This window comes from Dictyobacter arantiisoli, assembly GCF_008326305.1.
GTDB classification, from domain to species: Bacteria; Chloroflexota; Ktedonobacteria; order Ktedonobacterales; family Ktedonobacteraceae; genus Dictyobacter; species Dictyobacter arantiisoli.
The window spans coordinates 19,643-35,859 of the sequence record NZ_BIXY01000075.1; the positions used below are offsets into that span (position 1 = coordinate 19,643).

Sequence of the window (16,217 nt, forward strand, 5' to 3'; positions counted from 1 at the left end):
GTTTGCTAGCGTTTATCCATCTCTACTTCCGCCTCTATTCGATCATGTTATGGAATTGCTTCATCAACTTACACACATGCAGTTCCACCTTCCTTTGATAAGGGGTCAGCGTATCCTGATCCAGCCCCGGTCACAAGGAAAGTGCAGGCAAACGACTCAGTGGACGATGTAAGCCAGGCAATCTTATGTGATGAATATCGATTAGCTGGTCTTCGTGCTTCTTAGCTGATCTTCATACTTCAGAGAACCAGATCCATCGCCGCGTTTATAATCGTAGAAGAGCAGGTGAGCCGGGACTGGATCGGTTGTTTTGATGAAGTCATTCACAAACTTCGCACCTAAGCGGTCGAGACCATATTTAGCAATATCCAGGTAACTTTGGCGCAAGCCCACATTCCTGATAGAGACATTGCTCAGGTCTTCTTCGATAAAATCTTTTTTGCCTACATACATATAGGCACTGCCACCAACCAACTCAACCCCTTGATCTCTGAGAAGTGAGGTAATATCTACACGATCGTAGGTCCACTCGCGTGCATCAAAACCCTTGAGCTGTTCATCACTTAAAATATAGAGCATTCCGTTCACAGAGTCTTTCTCTGACGGACGAACGTTGAAATAGGCGATGGTATCTGGAATGAACTCGCCGTCACCCAGAAAACTAGCCTGGCGCAATGATTGATTTTCCTCCCACTTTCCCGCAAAGCCCACATGCGACGGATTCGGCATAGCTATGTCAAATGTGCGACGCCATCCGTTAATCTTACATGGGACACAAACATCCTTGTATGCTTCCTTCAGCGTATTCTCCATACTGAACTTTGAGAGAAATGACCCATAGCCAAACATAGCAACCTGGCCAGCCTTGAGTTCGATGGTTATCGGTTTTTCATATAGTTCAGATTCTGGATAGAGTACAACGTCTGCGCCCCCTCGCTCTCGCGTGCGGAAATATTCAATGGGAAGCATTAAATCATCGTGAGCAATGTTTGTTTTTTGGCTATCCTGAAACAAATCCCTCAGACGCGTTTCCAAAGATTTCCTGAATAGCTTTTGTTGCTGATCAGTCTGCTCCTTTAAATCTGGGGAAGGAGGCTCATCAGCATGTCTTTCCTCTTTTTTACGTAGTTCCGACTTGCCAGGACTGTATATCTCATGAGTGAGAGCAGAAGCTCCATCGGCCACGTTGTCCTTATCACTTGAAGTAATTTCAGTAGCCTTAGCAGTTGATAGTTCCCTCATATACTTCTTTTCCATTCTAATTCGATAGATACATAAAGTTCCTGAGCTGGTTTCAGTGCGATCTCCTCCTGAAAGCAAAATGAGAAACCTCACCTGTGCTTTTTTACCCTCTGGCAGCAACAAAGCCTGTTTTATTTGATGCATAACCTGGAACTTGCGCAAGTTTGCTGATTCAAGCCATGGATTGGAAAATACATTCAGCTTGTGGAGAGCATCAGCAGACATTCAGTAGAATCAATACTCCACAATCGTTTCCGAACAATGTTGACAATATTGATCTTCTTACTCAGGAATATTATACCATAACGAGAGGCAAATCCCGGATAATGAAATAGTAGTGACTATTCAGAATAGGCATGAAAAAGCGGAAAGAAGGGGATGCCTTTAATACCGTGGTGGGTAGAGCCACACTCACGCGCTGAGGATGTGGGGATGAGTATCCTGAGCGGGCATCATCGAGCCTGCGGGAGAACCAGACAAACAGCAGATGTTCGCCGACTTCATCTCTCTGGGGCATCTGGATCGTCATATTCGACGGATGCGGCAACGGTACGCGCAGAAACGACTCATCGTCATGCAAACGCTTGCTCCCATCGCACATCTTGCTCAATTACGCGGGCTGGAAGCTGGTCTGCATGCCTATCTTGAACTGGGAACCTCAATCTCTGCCACACACGTCGCACTCCTGTGCCAGAAACGCAATGTCATTATTCTCTCGATACCTACTATCCAGGTCCTCCTGAGGGCTCTGGTCTGCTTTTAGGCTATGCAAGCCTGGAGATTCCTGACATCAACTGGCCCCTTGATAAGTACAAGCATCAGATTTTTTGGATATTATCCGATACAGAAGATATGGCAAGGTAAAAGCGATACGGCAAAGACGCGAAAACGTAGGCTAGAAAGGGCATATTCAACGATGAAGATACTATGTGGTCACAAATCCCAATTCCTTACCAGAGTCACCTGTCTGCTCCTCGTGATGATTGTGTTGAATGCATGCGGAACAAGCAATAGAACAACGTCATCATCAAATACAGCAAATCATACCACCGGATGTAAACAAGTCGGAGTACTACTCCCAGATACAGCCTCTTCAGATCGCTGGCAAGCAAAGGATCGTCCACTACTGAACTCAGCGATTACACATGCCTTGCCGGGGGTAAAAGTCGATATCGTTAATGCAGAAGGAAATGCAACGACACAACAAAATCAAGCCGATCAAGCTTTGACCCGAGGAGATTGTATTCTGGTAGTGGCTGCGGTCGATAGCGACCAAGCATCCGCAATTGTTAAAAATGCCAGCCAGCAGAACGTGCCGGTGATTGCTTATGATCGTTTGATCCAAAACAAACATCTCAAATGTTATGTATCTTTCGATAACAAACACGTCGGCGAGTTACAGGGACAGTATATTGCAGATCATTATCAAGACTACATGCAGCAAGGACAGGCGAATCTGGTCATGTTAAATGGCTCTCAGACCGACAATAATGCCCTGCTGTTCAATCAAGGAGCAATGAATAAGTTGAAGCCGCTGATCATCGCACATAAAATCAATAAAATCTACGACATTTTTGTGCCGGATTGGAATAATGATCGAGCACGAACCGCAATGGAGCAGGCGCTGACGGCCAATCAAAATAATATTCAACTCGTCTATGCTGCTAATGATGGGCTGGCTAACGCAGCCATTGCAGCTCTACGTGCACAAAAACTCAATGGCAAAGTTCTCGTGACCGGTCAAGATAGTACCATGGCAGGCATCCAAAATATTTTGACTGGCAATCAAAGTATGACAGTCTATAAGGCTATCACTCAAGAAGCCACAGCAACAGCACAGTTAGTAGCCGCACTCAGCCGGAATAGTAACACAGCCACTCTCACACAGGGCGATACAACCAAAACTCAGGATGGCACGGCAATTCCATCGATTCTAGAAACACCGGTGATCGTAACAAAGGATACGATCAAAAACACAATTCTGAATGACCACTATATGACAAAGGAACAAATCTGCCAAAATCTGCCGCCCAATACCGATACGCAAGGCATTTGTTAATCAGTCTTTGAATCGAGGATACTGTGCTTTTTTCGCTACCCGCCATAAGGCTATACGAAATTCCGTTTTGTGCCAGGAGATGTCTTATGACTTTACCTGTTTTACCCAGTCCTTCCCCGGGATCATGTAAAATGCCGCTGCTAAGCATGCGAGGCATCGGCAAAAATTTTGGAGCCGTACGCGCTTTACATAATGTGGATTTTGAAGTGTATACCGGCGAAGTTGTTGGTATCGTTGGTGACAATGGAGCCGGGAAGTCAACGCTTATTAAGACCATTTCTGGTGTTGACCCCTGTGACGAAGGTGAGATACGGATCGCTGGTCAGGTAGTCAAGATCACAACACCACAGGTGGCGACACAGTTAGGGATTGAAACAGTCTACCAGGATCTGGCACTCTGCGATAATCTGGATGTGATCTCTAATCTCTTTTTGGGTCGCGAGACACGTACGGCATTCCACACCCTGCACAGGCTCAAAATGGAACACCGTACCCTGGAAGTACTGCGCGTCCTGGATGTGAAGATTCCATCGATTAATGCACAGGTCTCGACGTTATCAGGAGGACAACGACAATGCATTGCCGTAGCTAAAACGATTCTCCGGAACGCAAAAATTGTGTTACTCGATGAGCCCACAGCGGCCCTTGGCGTTGCACAAACACGTCAGGTGCTGAACTTGATCCAACGCCTGCGCGAACAAGGGTTGGCCGTCGTCATTATCTCGCATAATCTCGCGGATGTCTTTGCCGTAGTGGATCGAGTGATTGTACTCCGTCTGGGACAATGTGTGGGGGCCTTTGAAGTGAACACGACAACACCCGAACGGGTTGTTGCTGCCATTACCGGTGCCGAATTTGGCGAGATTTCGATCACATCCAGTGAAGAGCGAGCAGGAGGACAACACTCATGAGTATCGTTAATCAGAACACACAGGTGACCGCTGGCAGCAATGGAGTAGAGACCCCTTCCTGTTATTCCAAACAATCACTGGGACAGTTGCTACGTAACAATCTGGGCTTTCTACCAGTACTGTTCACGCTGATTATCATTGCCGTCTTTTTCCAGATCACGACGCACGGCCTGTTTTTGACGCCTCGCAACCTGACACAATTGATATTGCAGATTACAACTATCGGCACCCTGGGATTAGGTGTAGTCCTGGTGCTGTTATTGGGAGAGATTGATCTCTCGGTCGCGGCAGTCGCCACGCTCTGCTCTGTCGTCATGGGAATGCTCTCCGAGCGCCTGGGTTATCCGGCGTGGATTGCTATTTCCGCAGCAATCGCAACGGGAGCGATGATTGGTTTTATTAATGGCTTCTTTATCGCTTACTTGCGTGTACCATCTTTCATTGTCACGCTCGCCGCCTCAATTAGCTACTCGGGACTGTTAATCTATCTTTTACAAGGGCAGGCCACATTAATCATCAATAATGACTTCATCATTGGCCTCGCCAATAACTATCAAACAGGGTCACTGGTAGGAATAGGACTGCCCGTCCTTGTATTGACGCTCTACATTGCAGGAACACTCTCTACAAACTACCAACGGCGCAAGATGCATTTAACACCATCTTCATCACTCCGCATGGCTGCAACGATTGGTACTCCAGTTCTGATTGTAATAGCCGCACTTGTACTTTTCCACGCTTATCTTGGAGTGCCACAGGCACTGTTGATTCTAGCATCACTGATTTTACTCTGCTGGCTCTTGCTCACAAAGACACCATATGGTCGCCATGTCTATGCCGTAGGTGGCAATACAGAGGCTGCCAGACGTGCTGGTATTCATGTGGTAGGCATTCGTATCACCATCTTCACCCTCTGCTCAACCCTGGCCGCCATTGCGGGCATACTGGCAACGTCACGCGCCAGTGCAGTCGCCAGTCAGATTAATCCAACTTTGCTATTGCAAGCAATTGCCGCAGCAGTGATCGGTGGCGTCAGCCTGTTTGGAGGGCGTGGCTCTGTCTGGTCCATTGTGCTCGGTGCTTTAATTATCGGTAGCCTGGGAAATGGACTAGATCTCAATAATCAGCCTGTCGAAATCAAACAGATGATCGAAGGAGCCGTCCTCTTACTCGCTGTTACCAGCGATGCGCTCATTCGCCGGGCACAGACACGTACTGGCCGCTGACGCTACAAAATTCCATCCTGGCCCCGGGCTAACGACCTGTAAAGACGACAGGGAGACGCCTGGGACCAAGAATAAAGGTACTGTGTACGGTTTCTATGGGCTGGTTATGGTTACGACGCAAGTGTTGAGTGCGCTCTAAGAGGATTTCCAGGGCGATTTTAGCCTCTAGTCTAGCCAGGGGTGCTCCCAGGCAAAAATGAATACCATGTCCAAAAGCGAGGTGACGATTGGGAGTGCGCTCGATATCGAAGCGTTCCGGTTGCGGAAATTGTTCTGGATCAAAGTTGGCACTGGCAGTCCAGCCGATAATCATTTGTCCACGTGGGATAATGTGCTCATTAATAGTAACGTTGCGAGTGGTATAACGTCCAATAAGTATGGCTGGCGCTCGATAGCGCAGTATCTCCTCAATTGCCTGCGGTAGCAGGTCTGGCTGTGCCTGTATGCGCTCAAGGGTATCCGGATTTTCATCAAAGCATAACATCGTGTTGCCAATCAGATTAGTGGTAGTGATATTCCCAGCTATGAGCAAGAGAGCGCAAAACGAGAGGATTTCTTGCTCGGTGAGGGATTGGCCGTCTATTTGTGCCGCCAGGAGATCGCTGATAAGGTCGACCCGAGGCAGCACACGCCGCTGCGCAAGGATAACGCGAAAGTAGTCATAGAGTTCATCCAGAGTACGGCGCACAACTGCCTGCATGCGTGCATTATATGCTGCGAGATTATCACGCGTCACATCCTCATACTCGCTTATCACCATGTCATCGGACCATTTTTTGAAACGAGCGCGATCTTCAGATGGTACGCCAAGCATTTCAGAGATGACAATCACTGGCAAAGGATAGGAAAAGTCGGCAATCAGATCCATCTCACCACGCTGGATGGTCTGATCAAGAAGATCATTGGTGATCGCAGCAATACGTGCGGTCATGCGAGCCAGGGCGCGTGGAGTAAAGGCCTGAGTCACAAGGGAACGTAGCTGACGATGGCGTGGAGGATCAAGATTGAGAATAGTTTTATCCTCTTCCCAGGACTCCGCTCGTTCGACAAACGGTGAACCATCCGAGGAAAACGTTTCTGGATCAGATGTTAACATGAGCACATTATCATAGCCAAACACTTCCCAGAACTTACCATCTTGATTATAAGAAACAGGACCATATGTCTCACGTAACGCTGTAAAAGCTTCATAGGGATAGAGTAACTGATTCAATAAACTGCGTGGATTCATACTCGCTCGCCCTTTCCATCACGTACATATCCACCCTGGGTAACGTATCACCAATATTTCAGATGATACCAATACATATCATCATAACGCAAAATTGTGCAGAAGAACAACTTTATTAATCGAGTCCAGGACTATTTAATTTTCCCTTTTCCCGCCGCAGGCGGGGGAACGGAAGAGAGGAGCGAGGACTGTCATGCCCCCGGCATGCCTGCCATCGCGCTCCGGTCAAGGTCTGCCGCCCCTAACAACCCCGCTTTTTTCCGAAAATTAAATAGCCCTGAATCGAGTCCGACAGATAACTATCAGAAAAGGGCTAGAACAAGCGCTACCACTATTTCATTTAGCGAGTATAAATATCAGTATCAAGTTTTTCCATAAAACGATCTGGCATCTGCAAGGGAGAGAAACCTGTCTTCTTGTAGAGCTCATGTGCATCTCGGGTCGCTAATACCCAGCGCCGTAGACCCTGCAGATCAGGATGGGCAGCCACTACTTCCATAAGCCACTTGCTCAAGCCTTGACCCCGAAATGCTTCCAGAATAAACACATCTGCAATATAGGCAAAGGTCGTGTAATCAGTAATCACACGTGCCAGACCAACTTGCTGCGCCCCACGATAAACACCAAATGAGAGTGAATGCTCTAGTGCTCGCTCAACGGTGGCTCGTGGGATGCCTGGTGACCAATAAACTGTCGTTAAAAAACCGTGGATTGTATCAATGTCTAATTTAGCCTTATCGGTACTGATAAGATAATCTCCTTGCTGCCATTCCTGCTGCATAGGTCAATTCCTCCTAAATATAAGTGTGCTTGCTCTATAGTAAAGGGGAAGCGCAAAAAAGTCCAGACGGCAGAAGATAAAAATTTGAGAGGATGGATTGTGACGGCTGGGTGGGACATGCTATACTCTAGCAAATAGCTGGAGCAGAAAGATTATTGTAGCTGAACGCTGAACATAGCCATTCACAGGAAGACCATGAGATCCATGCAAAAGATAGAAACACGACTGATAAAGATTGATGCACAAACAGTAGAGACACGCGATAAAGATCAGATTGAGCAGGCAGCTGAGATGCTACGCCATGGAGAACTGGTTGTCTTCCCGACTGAGACCGTCTATGGATTAGGCGCAAATGCATTGGACCCACAGGCGGCGGAACAGATCTTTCGCGCCAAGGCACGCCCCTTTAGCGATCCATTAATTGTACATATTGCAGATATATCAGCATTAGAAGCTCTGGTAACAAGTGTGCCGGAGAACGCCTGGCGGCTGGCACAAGCTTTCTGGCCCGGTCCATTGACGATGATTTTGCCAGCCAGTGCAAAGATCCCCGGACTGATTACGTCAGGACTCCCAAACGTTGCCATACGCATGCCCAATCATCCAATCGCACGAACGTTAATCCGCGCAGCAGGGATACCGGTTGCCGCTCCAAGCGCAAACCGCTTTATGCATGTCAGTCCTACCACAGCACAACATGTCTATGATGATCTCAACGGTCGTGTGCCTCTCATTCTGGATGGCGGACCCTGTACAGTCGGCGTCGAATCAACAGTTCTAAATCTCTGTTCTGAGGTGCCAACCATTTTGCGACCGGGAGGAATCAGCCTGGAAGCATTGCGAGCTATTATTCCACAGGTACAACCTCCATCGCCCCGCTCAATCAATACCGAACAGGAGATAGCACAGGCAGCCCCGGGTCAGATGTTAATCCATTATGCACCGCAGGTGCCGGCATACCTGTTTGATGGCTCTCCTGAGGCGATGAGGATAGCAATGCTTGAGGAAATACAACAGCGCCAGCAAGAAGGCGAGTTGGTAGGAATACTGATCGCGGATGATGATCTGGTAGCCTTTCAGGATAGTAATGCAATTGTCTATAGCCTTGGGAATACACCAGAGCAAATAGCCACCCGCCTCTTTGCAGGTCTGCGCACCCTGGAAGCTGCAGGAGTACAAACAATCCTCTGCCGAAGCTTTGATGCTCAGGGATTAGGCCTGGCAGTGCATGATCGCTTACTTAAAGCTACCGGGGGAAAGATTAAAAAGCTCGACTAGTCATATGCTATCACCTATCCAGGCAAGTGGCCTAGTGCTTTTTCAGATGGTGGATTTTCAGTGCGATTTGCAATGCCAGTCGTAGTTCAGGATCTTCCAGAGAACGGCCTAATAAAGATTCAATGCGATTTAAGCGATAGAGCAGCGAATTGCGATGGAAATGCATCGTTCTCGCCATCTCACTTAGATTACAGTTACTGCGGAAGAAGCCTTCCAGGGTATCAACGTAGGTACTATCGTGATTCAATAAAGGCCCTAACGTTTCATAGTAGAAATCATCCAACTCACTGTGTCCATTGAGGTGGAAGAGCAAGCGATAAATCCCCAGACGCGCAAAAGAATGAAGATTGCCCTCACCAAATAAGCGACGTCCAATTTCGAGTGCTTGCTGCGCCTCACGAAACGAGAGCGGAATCCCCTGCAAATTCTTAGAAATGCGACCCATTCCACACGAATAAATTGCGCGGGTGGAGCCATTGCTCTTCTGGGAGGAAATACGCGAAACAACACGCTCTAAACGTGAATAGAGGGCTGTCTCATGTTCCCGTTCAGTTTCGGGCTGACTATCAAAAGGAGCTAAAGGAATAAGCGCTATGACGCGGCGTGCATCATTTTGGACCCAGCAAGCCGACCACTCACGCAACAATTCCTCACGGATACGCCTGCTCCATTGAGCATAAGCGTTGTTAGAAGAAAAATCGTGCTCATTGGGAGAAATCTCAAATAATACCACAGCCTGCGGCGTCGTGAGATCATAACCGAGTAGGCGTGCTCGGGCCATCATCTCTTCGGGTTGTTGATAATGTCCCTGAATGACATCAGTAAAGGCTTCGTATTGATAACGACTCTCAACCTCGGTGCGATCACGCTCATGTGCAAACTCAATAGCAATGATTGGCGTAGCCTGACTGAGGATGATCCGTTCTAAATAGTCAAAATCGCTCTCACTGCCAACCAGGGAAAGATAACCTGCAATCTCATGCCTGCTGCCTGGGATGGGTTCGACGACGCGAGCCAGACCCTGGAGACGTAACTGATCATCGGTCAGGGGACTGGATAGCAGCAAGGGAGCCATACCAGCAGGGGCTGCTTGAAAACGGACATGCTGATCAGCATCTTGTATGACGACCCATTTACCACGATTCGTCGCAAGATACTCACTAACGCCTTGTATACCAGCCCCCTGATAGCTTAGCTGCATCAACTGGCTGGCAATCTCTGTCGCCTTGCGTTCAATTTCGCCACGAAAGCTGACAACGAACGTGATGACCTCACGCTCAATTTCTTCGAGCTGCGCGTGCAGAGGAAGTAAAATGAGTGGTAAATGCATCTGGTCTGCGAAATCTCGCGCTTCCGCACTCAGCGCATCTAACGAGGCAGCGGAAACAGCCACGACGGCCACACCTGCCTGGTAGAGACTTTTTAGCAGATGAGGAAGGGTTTCATCCAGACGTCGGAGTTGGGTGAGCGTCAATAATGCGAGCTCACCGCCCTGAACGCTTTCAAACGCCGGGAGACGCGAGCGCATACGACACGCCCACGTCACTCGACGCTCTAAACCATCCCCACCGGCCACTAATTGTGCGTCACGTGAGGCAAGCAGAGCTAAAATGTTTCGGACTGAAGCCGAAGATTGTGATTGCGATGGTGACAAACTGCTCATTACTCACACGCAAAAACTATGAGTCTACGACTTAATGACGGGCTGTTGCTGCAGTAGCGCCCGCCTTTTGAGCCTGCTCTTTTTCTTTTAATTTTCTGGCCTTGTTTAAATGTTTGTGCCAGGCAACTTTTTTAGCTTTATTCATCTTTTTCAATCGCGCAGATACCCCTGCATACACGCATGAGAAGAAAGCGCGTTCCTTTCTTTTTCCTTTATATAAACCAAATTTCCCTTGCGGGCAGGAGTGCAAAAATGCGGTTTCCACTCCTTGCCAGAGATGGCTGGCACCCTTTTCCGCACAAAATAATGGTTGCCTCGACGAAGATATCGGTCTGCACACCCCTTACGCATGGTGTAGAACCCCAGCTCACTGGTTAACGCAAGAGTTATAGAGCAATAGGCTGGCAAACACCCATTGATACGTTCTGAAACACTGCCGATATCGTAGCCCGCTAGCCTTACGGCCCTGGCTGGGTCTGGTCAGGTTCAGGCTTGAAGCAGTCGGGCAGAAATCACCCCAACTCCAAGCCCCCGCATGACTGCGTGGGGTACCTGACCGGGAAAAGGTTACTCTTCGATATCGTTGCCGCCTTCAAATTCAAACTCGTTCAGCTCTTCCGCATCATCACCACCATCATAATACTCATCATCGCTGCCTAACTCATCATCATCTTCACGATCATGACGCAAGATAGAATCTTTGATGTAGGCACGAACAGTCTCACCGCTGCCCTGGGAGGGGAAGCTAACCGTACCGAAGAGTTTAGGATGCTGATATTCTTCGCGAATGATAAGTCGAACAAGCCCCAAATCAAGAGCCAGGATACCTGCCACATAACGATTGCCTTCGTTAATATAGCCGATCAAACGGCTCGCCAGACGAGGCTCAACCTGTCCGATGATTTCCTGGCCTGAATTCTTCGCCAGTAATCGATGACCATCAACAACGAGATTGATCCGATCACCAACGCCAAGACGCGCCAGCACGTTAATAGAGCCCAGATTGATCAATTCAGTAAAACCAGTCTTCCCGGTCTCTTCAATAAAGAGTCGGGGATCAATGCGCTCAACGCCCACGGTGCCGGGGCCTGCCGAGTCTTGCAAGGTTTGCAGACGCTCCAGGTTCTTCTTCGCAATCGTGTTCGATGGGTTGTATTTCAAGGTTTGCGAATAAGCCTGCCGAGCTTCTGAATACTGACCCAATTCACTATATGCTTTTCCCAGGCGGTTATAAGCGTCTGGCTCCTGAGGAAAGATATTCAGAATGCTCTTATTGGTTGAAGCTGCTTCCCCCCATTGCCCTTCTTGCGCCTGTTTAATGGCTAAATCTGTCCACTGTTTCTTTAAACTTAACTTTTCCTCAGCTGACAGTGTTTGCGTCATCAAAGCCTCCTCCAACTTCGTGGGATATGTTGTGTTGTGTTGTTTTGTTTGCTGCATATATAATGCGATGAGAAACAGGTCTATCGCTTTCGTACACTGACCACCCTTATGCAAACATCTCCTCGTTCTGAGCGGATTAATGTATGCATATATAAACGGTCGAGGGAATAAAATTTATAGCGCCATCTCTACCGCAACCGTGTCACTTTGTAATGACCAGGCTGTCGCCCGTTCGATACGCACCTGCACAAAGTCACCAGGTTGAAAGACCTTCTGACTCACGGACGTATCCGGCTCTGGACAGAAAACAAGCTTATTGGCGCGATTACGCCCTTTCAGTTGTCTGTGTCCGCGAGATACATTGATATCCTCAACCATTACTTCCTCCACCTTCCCTACATAAGACTGATTCAGTTCAAGCGCAATTCTGGCTTGTACCTCTTCAACCGCGTGCAAACGGCGCTTCTTCTCTGCCAGAGGGACATCGTCCTCCCAGCGTGCAGCGACCGTTCCCGGACGAACTGAGTATGCAGCGACATGCACTACATCAAAACGGATCTTCTCTAACAAATCCAACGTATGCTGAAACTCAGCTTCAGTTTCACCGCAAAAACCGACGATAATATCAGTTGATAACGTGATATCAGGCCAGAGCTCACGCACGCGCTCAATACGCTCAACATACTCTTCAAGAGAGTAGCCACGCTTCATACGCTTAAGCATATCATTATCACCTGATTGGACTGGAATATTCAAGTGCTCACATACTTTTGGCAGGTGAGCCATACGTTCAATCATACTATCCGTCATATGGCGAGGATAAGAGGTCATAAAGCGTATACGAGATAAACCATTAATCTCACTCAGGTTGGTCATTAAATCCGCCAGATCAGGGGTATCGGGTAAATCCAAACCATAGGCTTCTACAGTCTGGCCCAGCAGAGTCAACTCTTTGGCACCTTTAGCCACCAGAGAACGAGCCTCGATCATCAGCTCATCCATTGGACGGCTACGCTCACGGCCACGTCGATAAGGAACTATACAATAGGTACAGACCTTATTACAACCAAGCACAATCGGCAACCAGGCCGAAGGGCTAGCCTGAGCGGGCTCAATTTTGGTAGGATAATGGGCAATCCTATCTCCTGGCTTTGGTGTAATAGCCATCGGGAGGACAGTACGTTTCCCAATGCGATTGGTTGAGGTCGCAAAAGTAGGCTGGATCAATGGGGTAGGCGTTGCTACCATGGCATCAAACGCTGTTTCAAACTCAACTTCATGCGCGCTACTTTCAGGCAAGAAGTCGATATCCAGACAACCAGCCCCAGAAATAGGAGTCCAGCGCTCTTCGAGAAATTGCGGAAGAATATCCGCCTGCTCAACTTTCATAAACAGATCAATATGTGGATAGCGTTTGCCGAGTGTATCGATGGTCTTTTGATTGCCAATCATACATCCCATCAAAGCAACCAGCAGATCATCCCGTTGATCCTTGGCACGCCTGAGCTGAGCAAGTAAATTGTGAGCCTTCTCTTCAGGAGCCTGGCGCACACTGCAGGTATTCAGAACCACCAGATTGGCCTGCTCCATGCTTGCTTCTTCCCATCCCAATTCGTCAAGCATAGTCTGAATGCGCTGAGAGTCAGCCAGATTCATCTGACAGCCTACAGTCCAAATATGATATTTTCCCCGTGGAATACTCGTTGTCGTCATTGCATAGCCTCTTCTAGAGCATCTATAGCTTGCGCGGTAGCATAATATGGGATGTCTCTCACCTACTCGTCCTTATTCTAAGATGCAGGGTATTATACACCATGCAGCGTTGCCTGTCACCATCAATACCCCTGATTTTTCACCAATTAGGCCAACAAAATAGCCTCATACTGTATCCAGACAACGTGTAATCGCCCTTTTTCATGGACCAGGAGCGTGTAACCACCTATATACACTCTAGTATACAACGAGCAGCAGTATAGAAAAAGGGGGAGAGAGCAGTGATAATAGAGATATCAGCTCTTTCCCACTTAGCCAGATAGCCTTATTTACGCCGTAAATCCTCGACACGGGCACTGGCAGTCTTAGATTCTCCACCAGTTGCACGCGGTAAACTATCCTGCGCCACAAGCTCAACTTTCGGAGTGTTGCCTGTAATAGATTTTACTGCTGCTGCCATATGTGCCTGTAATGTTTTCACACGCTCAGTATCAGCCAGAACCGTAGCATCATTAATCTCAACTTTCAAAGCAAAAGTATCAAGATCATTTTTGCGATCAACAATAATGCGGAAATTGGCAGCGGTCTCCGGAAATTGTACCAGAGCAGCCTCAATCTGGCTAGGAAACACGATCAAGCCGCGGATCGAAACAGCATCATCACTGCGCCCCTTAATGGAAGCAATTTTAGGATGTGTCCGACCGCAGGCACAGCGCTCATCCCACCAGAGGCGTGAAAGATCGCGGCTCCGATAGCGAATCATCGCAGTACCATCACCTGTAAGCCAGGTCCAGACCAATTCACCATCCTGCCCCTCGGGCACCGGCTCGCCCGTCTCTGGATTAATACACTCAACCAGGAAATTATCCGCCCAGGCGTGCATCCCATTGCGCTCTTCGCACTCGCACGTCATCCCAGGACCAAGGAACTCGGTCATACCAAACTCATCAAAGGCGGTGATATTGAAGAGCTTCTCAATCTTCAAACGCGTCTCCCACGGCCAGGGCTCGGCTCCAAAGAGACCAATCTTCAATTTAGTATCACGGAAGTCCATCCCGATCTCAGCGGCTTTATTGCCAACATAGAGGCCAACGGATGGTGTCATACAAAAAGCTTTCACGCCAAAATCATTGATGAAATCAAACATGCGCTCATACTGCCGCGCATCTGATCCCATAGGAATGGACATCACATCCATCGCCATAGCCCCATAGTGAAAGCCGAAACCGCCGGTGGGCAAGCCATAGCCGTAGCAATTCATCATCACATCGCCAGGGCGCAAACCAACCATCCACAATTCGCGAGCATTGAGCTCAGCCCAATTTTGAATATCCTTCTTCGTCGCGAACACAGGCACACTCTTACCAGTGGTACCACTGGTTGCATGGAGCTGTAACGCCCCCCCTTCACCGCCGGGAGTATGCATAGCAGTCCCATAGGGATAGGCTGCCCGCACGGTCTTCTTCTCAAGGAAAGGGAGCTTACGAATATCATCGAGCGATTGAATATCTGAGGGTTTCACGCCTGCTTCATCATAGAGACTACGATAAAACTGATTTTGCGTATAAGCCCGTTCCACAACCGCTTGCAGACGCTCTAATTGCAAAGCCTGCAACTTCTCTTTTGGCAGCGTCTCCATCTCTTCATTGAAGAACTTGCGATGACTTATCACAGAGTATCCTCCAATCCATATCTCATCCCAACAAGCCGCCAGGTCACTCGGTACCAGCATCCCATGATGAGGCAACCAGGTAAACTACATACAACGCGCGGGAATATGATAGTATCAACATAGAAATATTTCGGCGTCTGCATCTCTTTAAGATAGGCGCCATTTCATCAGAATAGATATATTGATTCAAAAGCGTTGGCTTCGCTCCATTCTATCATGCTGACCCGCACGCGTCTATGTAGCTCGTCAGAAGTAAGGGGGCTGCACAAACAACGCAGAGGAGTATGTTTCGTATGACTGATTACATCCATGCAGTCATCTGGGATCTGGATGGCGTGATCATCGATAGTGGAGAAGAACATAAACGCTCATGGTATCGCGTAGCAGCGGAGGAAGGTCTCCCGTTCAGCGATCAACAGTTTGATGCGACCTTTGGCATGCGTAATGATGCCATTATTCCTTTAATCTGGGGCGTGACTGACAAGAAACGCATTCAAGAACTCGCTGATAAAAAGGAAGTCTATTACCGCGAGTTTATTCATATTGCTGCCACCGCCCTACCCGGCGCGCTTGAATTGCTTTCCGCATTGAAAGAGGCTGGCTATAAACAAGCATTAGCATCCTCAGCACCAGGGAAGAATATCGAAGCAGTGAGTGCGGCGCTGGGACTGGAACAGTATCTGGACGTTTTAGTCTCGGGAGAGACGGTTCCTCATGGCAAACCCGCTCCCGACGTTTTTCTAAAAGCGGCGACAGAACTGGGTGTTGAACCGGCCCACAGTCTGGTCATCGAAGATGCAGTGGCGGGAGTGCAGGCAGCAAAAGCAGGAGGCATGTTTTGCCTTGCCGTCGCGGGTGAGCGCGATCTACCCGGCTTACGCGCCGCCAATCTGGTCGTAAAAAGTCTGGCAGAGGTAAAAGTAGCAACAATCCGCCAGGGCTTTTTGGTGTACCCGAAAGTCCCGAAAGAGTAAAAAAAGGAGCCATATCTTGCTAAAATAGGAAAATCATTACGCACCTATGAAAGCGAGAAATGGCTTGGATGTACCTTAACATAT

General features: G+C 48.4%; 15 protein-coding genes. 6 read left to right on the plus strand and 9 right to left on the minus strand.

Translation table 11 applies throughout. From position 1 onward, the window contains the following. Window positions 1-201: 201 nt before the first annotated feature. Together F1593_RS20580 and F1593_RS20585 are read right to left on the minus strand one after the other, a co-directional pair. Entirely contained in the window at window positions 202-1,467 is a 1,266-nt protein-coding gene (locus F1593_RS20580; protein ID WP_149403447.1) for a gamma-glutamylcyclotransferase family protein, read from the minus strand. Window positions 1,468-1,537: 70 nt separating this feature from the next. Beyond that, a complete protein-coding gene (locus tag F1593_RS20585) occupies window positions 1,538-1,822 on the minus strand; it encodes a hypothetical protein (protein ID WP_149403448.1) in 285 nt (94 codons plus the stop codon). On the opposite strand from F1593_RS20585, the gene F1593_RS20590 reads away from it, so the two are divergent. The 4 genes from F1593_RS20590 to F1593_RS20605 all read left to right on the plus strand — a co-directional run bounded on the left by F1593_RS20590 (window position 1,817) and on the right by F1593_RS20605 (window position 5,438). Next, window positions 1,817-2,005 (plus strand): hypothetical protein, encoded by a 189-nt coding sequence (locus F1593_RS20590; RefSeq protein WP_149403449.1) that lies wholly within the window; start codon window positions 1,817-1,819, stop codon window positions 2,003-2,005. The two genes, F1593_RS20585 and F1593_RS20590, sit on opposite strands and share 6 nt — an antisense overlap. A gap of 153 nt (window positions 2,006-2,158) precedes the next feature. Then, on the plus strand, window positions 2,159-3,301 hold the full coding sequence (locus tag F1593_RS20595) for a sugar ABC transporter substrate-binding protein (RefSeq protein ID WP_149403450.1): 1,143 nt from the start codon (window positions 2,159-2,161) through the stop codon (window positions 3,299-3,301). An 86-nt stretch (window positions 3,302-3,387) separates the two neighbouring features. Further along, entirely contained in the window at window positions 3,388-4,212 is an 825-nt protein-coding gene (locus tag F1593_RS20600; RefSeq protein ID WP_149403451.1) for an ATP-binding cassette domain-containing protein, read from the plus strand. Further along, window positions 4,209-5,438, plus strand: a complete 1,230-nt coding sequence (locus F1593_RS20605) for a sugar ABC transporter permease (RefSeq protein WP_149403452.1) — start codon at window positions 4,209-4,211, stop codon at window positions 5,436-5,438. Before F1593_RS20600 ends, F1593_RS20605 begins: the two co-directional genes overlap by 4 nt. A gap of 28 nt (window positions 5,439-5,466) precedes the next feature. On the opposite strand, the gene F1593_RS20610 is transcribed toward F1593_RS20605, so the two are convergent. Together F1593_RS20610 and F1593_RS20615 are read right to left on the minus strand one after the other, a co-directional pair. After that, window positions 5,467-6,669 (minus strand): cytochrome P450, encoded by a 1,203-nt coding sequence (locus tag F1593_RS20610; protein WP_149403453.1) that lies wholly within the window; start codon window positions 6,667-6,669, stop codon window positions 5,467-5,469. Between the two features lie 340 nt (window positions 6,670-7,009). Next, the gene (locus F1593_RS20615; RefSeq protein ID WP_149403454.1) at window positions 7,010-7,450 is read right to left on the minus strand and encodes a GNAT family N-acetyltransferase; all 441 of its coding nucleotides are present in this window, start codon (window positions 7,448-7,450) and stop codon (window positions 7,010-7,012) included. 204 nt (window positions 7,451-7,654) lie between these two features. Here F1593_RS20615 and F1593_RS20620 point away from each other — a divergent pair, with 204 nt between their 5' ends. Next, window positions 7,655-8,728, plus strand: a complete 1,074-nt coding sequence (locus F1593_RS20620) for an L-threonylcarbamoyladenylate synthase (protein WP_172632294.1) — start codon at window positions 7,655-7,657, stop codon at window positions 8,726-8,728. A gap of 31 nt (window positions 8,729-8,759) precedes the next feature. Here F1593_RS20620 and F1593_RS20625 read toward each other — a convergent pair whose 3' ends face one another. From F1593_RS20625 to F1593_RS20645, 5 genes are all read right to left on the minus strand, one after another. Beyond that, window positions 8,760-10,382 (minus strand): helix-turn-helix domain-containing protein, encoded by a 1,623-nt coding sequence (locus F1593_RS20625; RefSeq protein ID WP_172632295.1) that lies wholly within the window; start codon window positions 10,380-10,382, stop codon window positions 8,760-8,762. A gap of 40 nt (window positions 10,383-10,422) precedes the next feature. Beyond that, the gene (locus F1593_RS20630) at window positions 10,423-10,656 is read right to left on the minus strand and encodes a hypothetical protein (RefSeq protein WP_149403457.1); all 234 of its coding nucleotides are present in this window, start codon (window positions 10,654-10,656) and stop codon (window positions 10,423-10,425) included. A 302-nt stretch (window positions 10,657-10,958) separates the two neighbouring features. Continuing rightward, complete coding sequence (locus F1593_RS20635) at window positions 10,959-11,774, minus strand: tetratricopeptide repeat protein (protein WP_172632296.1); 816 nt, start codon at window positions 11,772-11,774, stop codon at window positions 10,959-10,961. Between the two features lie 174 nt (window positions 11,775-11,948). After that, window positions 11,949-13,487 (minus strand): MiaB/RimO family radical SAM methylthiotransferase, encoded by a 1,539-nt coding sequence (locus tag F1593_RS20640; RefSeq protein WP_149403459.1) that lies wholly within the window; start codon window positions 13,485-13,487, stop codon window positions 11,949-11,951. Window positions 13,488-13,812: 325 nt separating this feature from the next. After that, window positions 13,813-15,159, minus strand: a complete 1,347-nt coding sequence (locus F1593_RS20645; protein WP_172632297.1) for a phenylacetate--CoA ligase family protein — start codon at window positions 15,157-15,159, stop codon at window positions 13,813-13,815. A 293-nt stretch (window positions 15,160-15,452) separates the two neighbouring features. Between F1593_RS20645 and F1593_RS20650 the strand changes: the two genes are divergently transcribed. Further along, on the plus strand, window positions 15,453-16,133 hold the full coding sequence (locus tag F1593_RS20650) for an HAD family hydrolase (protein WP_172632298.1): 681 nt from the start codon (window positions 15,453-15,455) through the stop codon (window positions 16,131-16,133). Window positions 16,134-16,217 lie beyond the last annotated feature (84 nt).

What these genes read in the sequence shown, in the direction of transcription:
- F1593_RS20580 (WP_149403447.1), bottom strand. Translation starts at nt 1,467, where the DNA reads ATGTCTGCTGATGCTCTCCACAAGCTGAATGTATTTTCCAATCCATGG.
- F1593_RS20590 (WP_149403449.1), top strand. Translation starts at nt 1,817, where the DNA reads ATGCAAACGCTTGCTCCCATCGCACATCTTGCTCAATTACGCGGGCTG.
- F1593_RS20595 (WP_149403450.1), top strand. Translation starts at nt 2,159, where the DNA reads ATGAAGATACTATGTGGTCACAAATCCCAATTCCTTACCAGAGTCACC.
- F1593_RS20600 (WP_149403451.1), top strand. Translation starts at nt 3,388, where the DNA reads ATGACTTTACCTGTTTTACCCAGTCCTTCCCCGGGATCATGTAAAATG.
- F1593_RS20605 (WP_149403452.1), top strand. Translation starts at nt 4,209, where the DNA reads ATGAGTATCGTTAATCAGAACACACAGGTGACCGCTGGCAGCAATGGA.
- F1593_RS20610 (WP_149403453.1), bottom strand. Translation starts at nt 6,669, where the DNA reads ATGAATCCACGCAGTTTATTGAATCAGTTACTCTATCCCTATGAAGCT.
- F1593_RS20615 (WP_149403454.1), bottom strand. Translation starts at nt 7,450, where the DNA reads ATGCAGCAGGAATGGCAGCAAGGAGATTATCTTATCAGTACCGATAAG.
- F1593_RS20620 (WP_172632294.1), top strand. Translation starts at nt 7,655, where the DNA reads ATGCAAAAGATAGAAACACGACTGATAAAGATTGATGCACAAACAGTA.
- F1593_RS20635 (WP_172632296.1), bottom strand. Translation starts at nt 11,774, where the DNA reads ATGACGCAAACACTGTCAGCTGAGGAAAAGTTAAGTTTAAAGAAACAG.
- F1593_RS20640 (WP_149403459.1), bottom strand. Translation starts at nt 13,487, where the DNA reads ATGACGACAACGAGTATTCCACGGGGAAAATATCATATTTGGACTGTA.
- F1593_RS20650 (WP_172632298.1), top strand. Translation starts at nt 15,453, where the DNA reads ATGACTGATTACATCCATGCAGTCATCTGGGATCTGGATGGCGTGATC.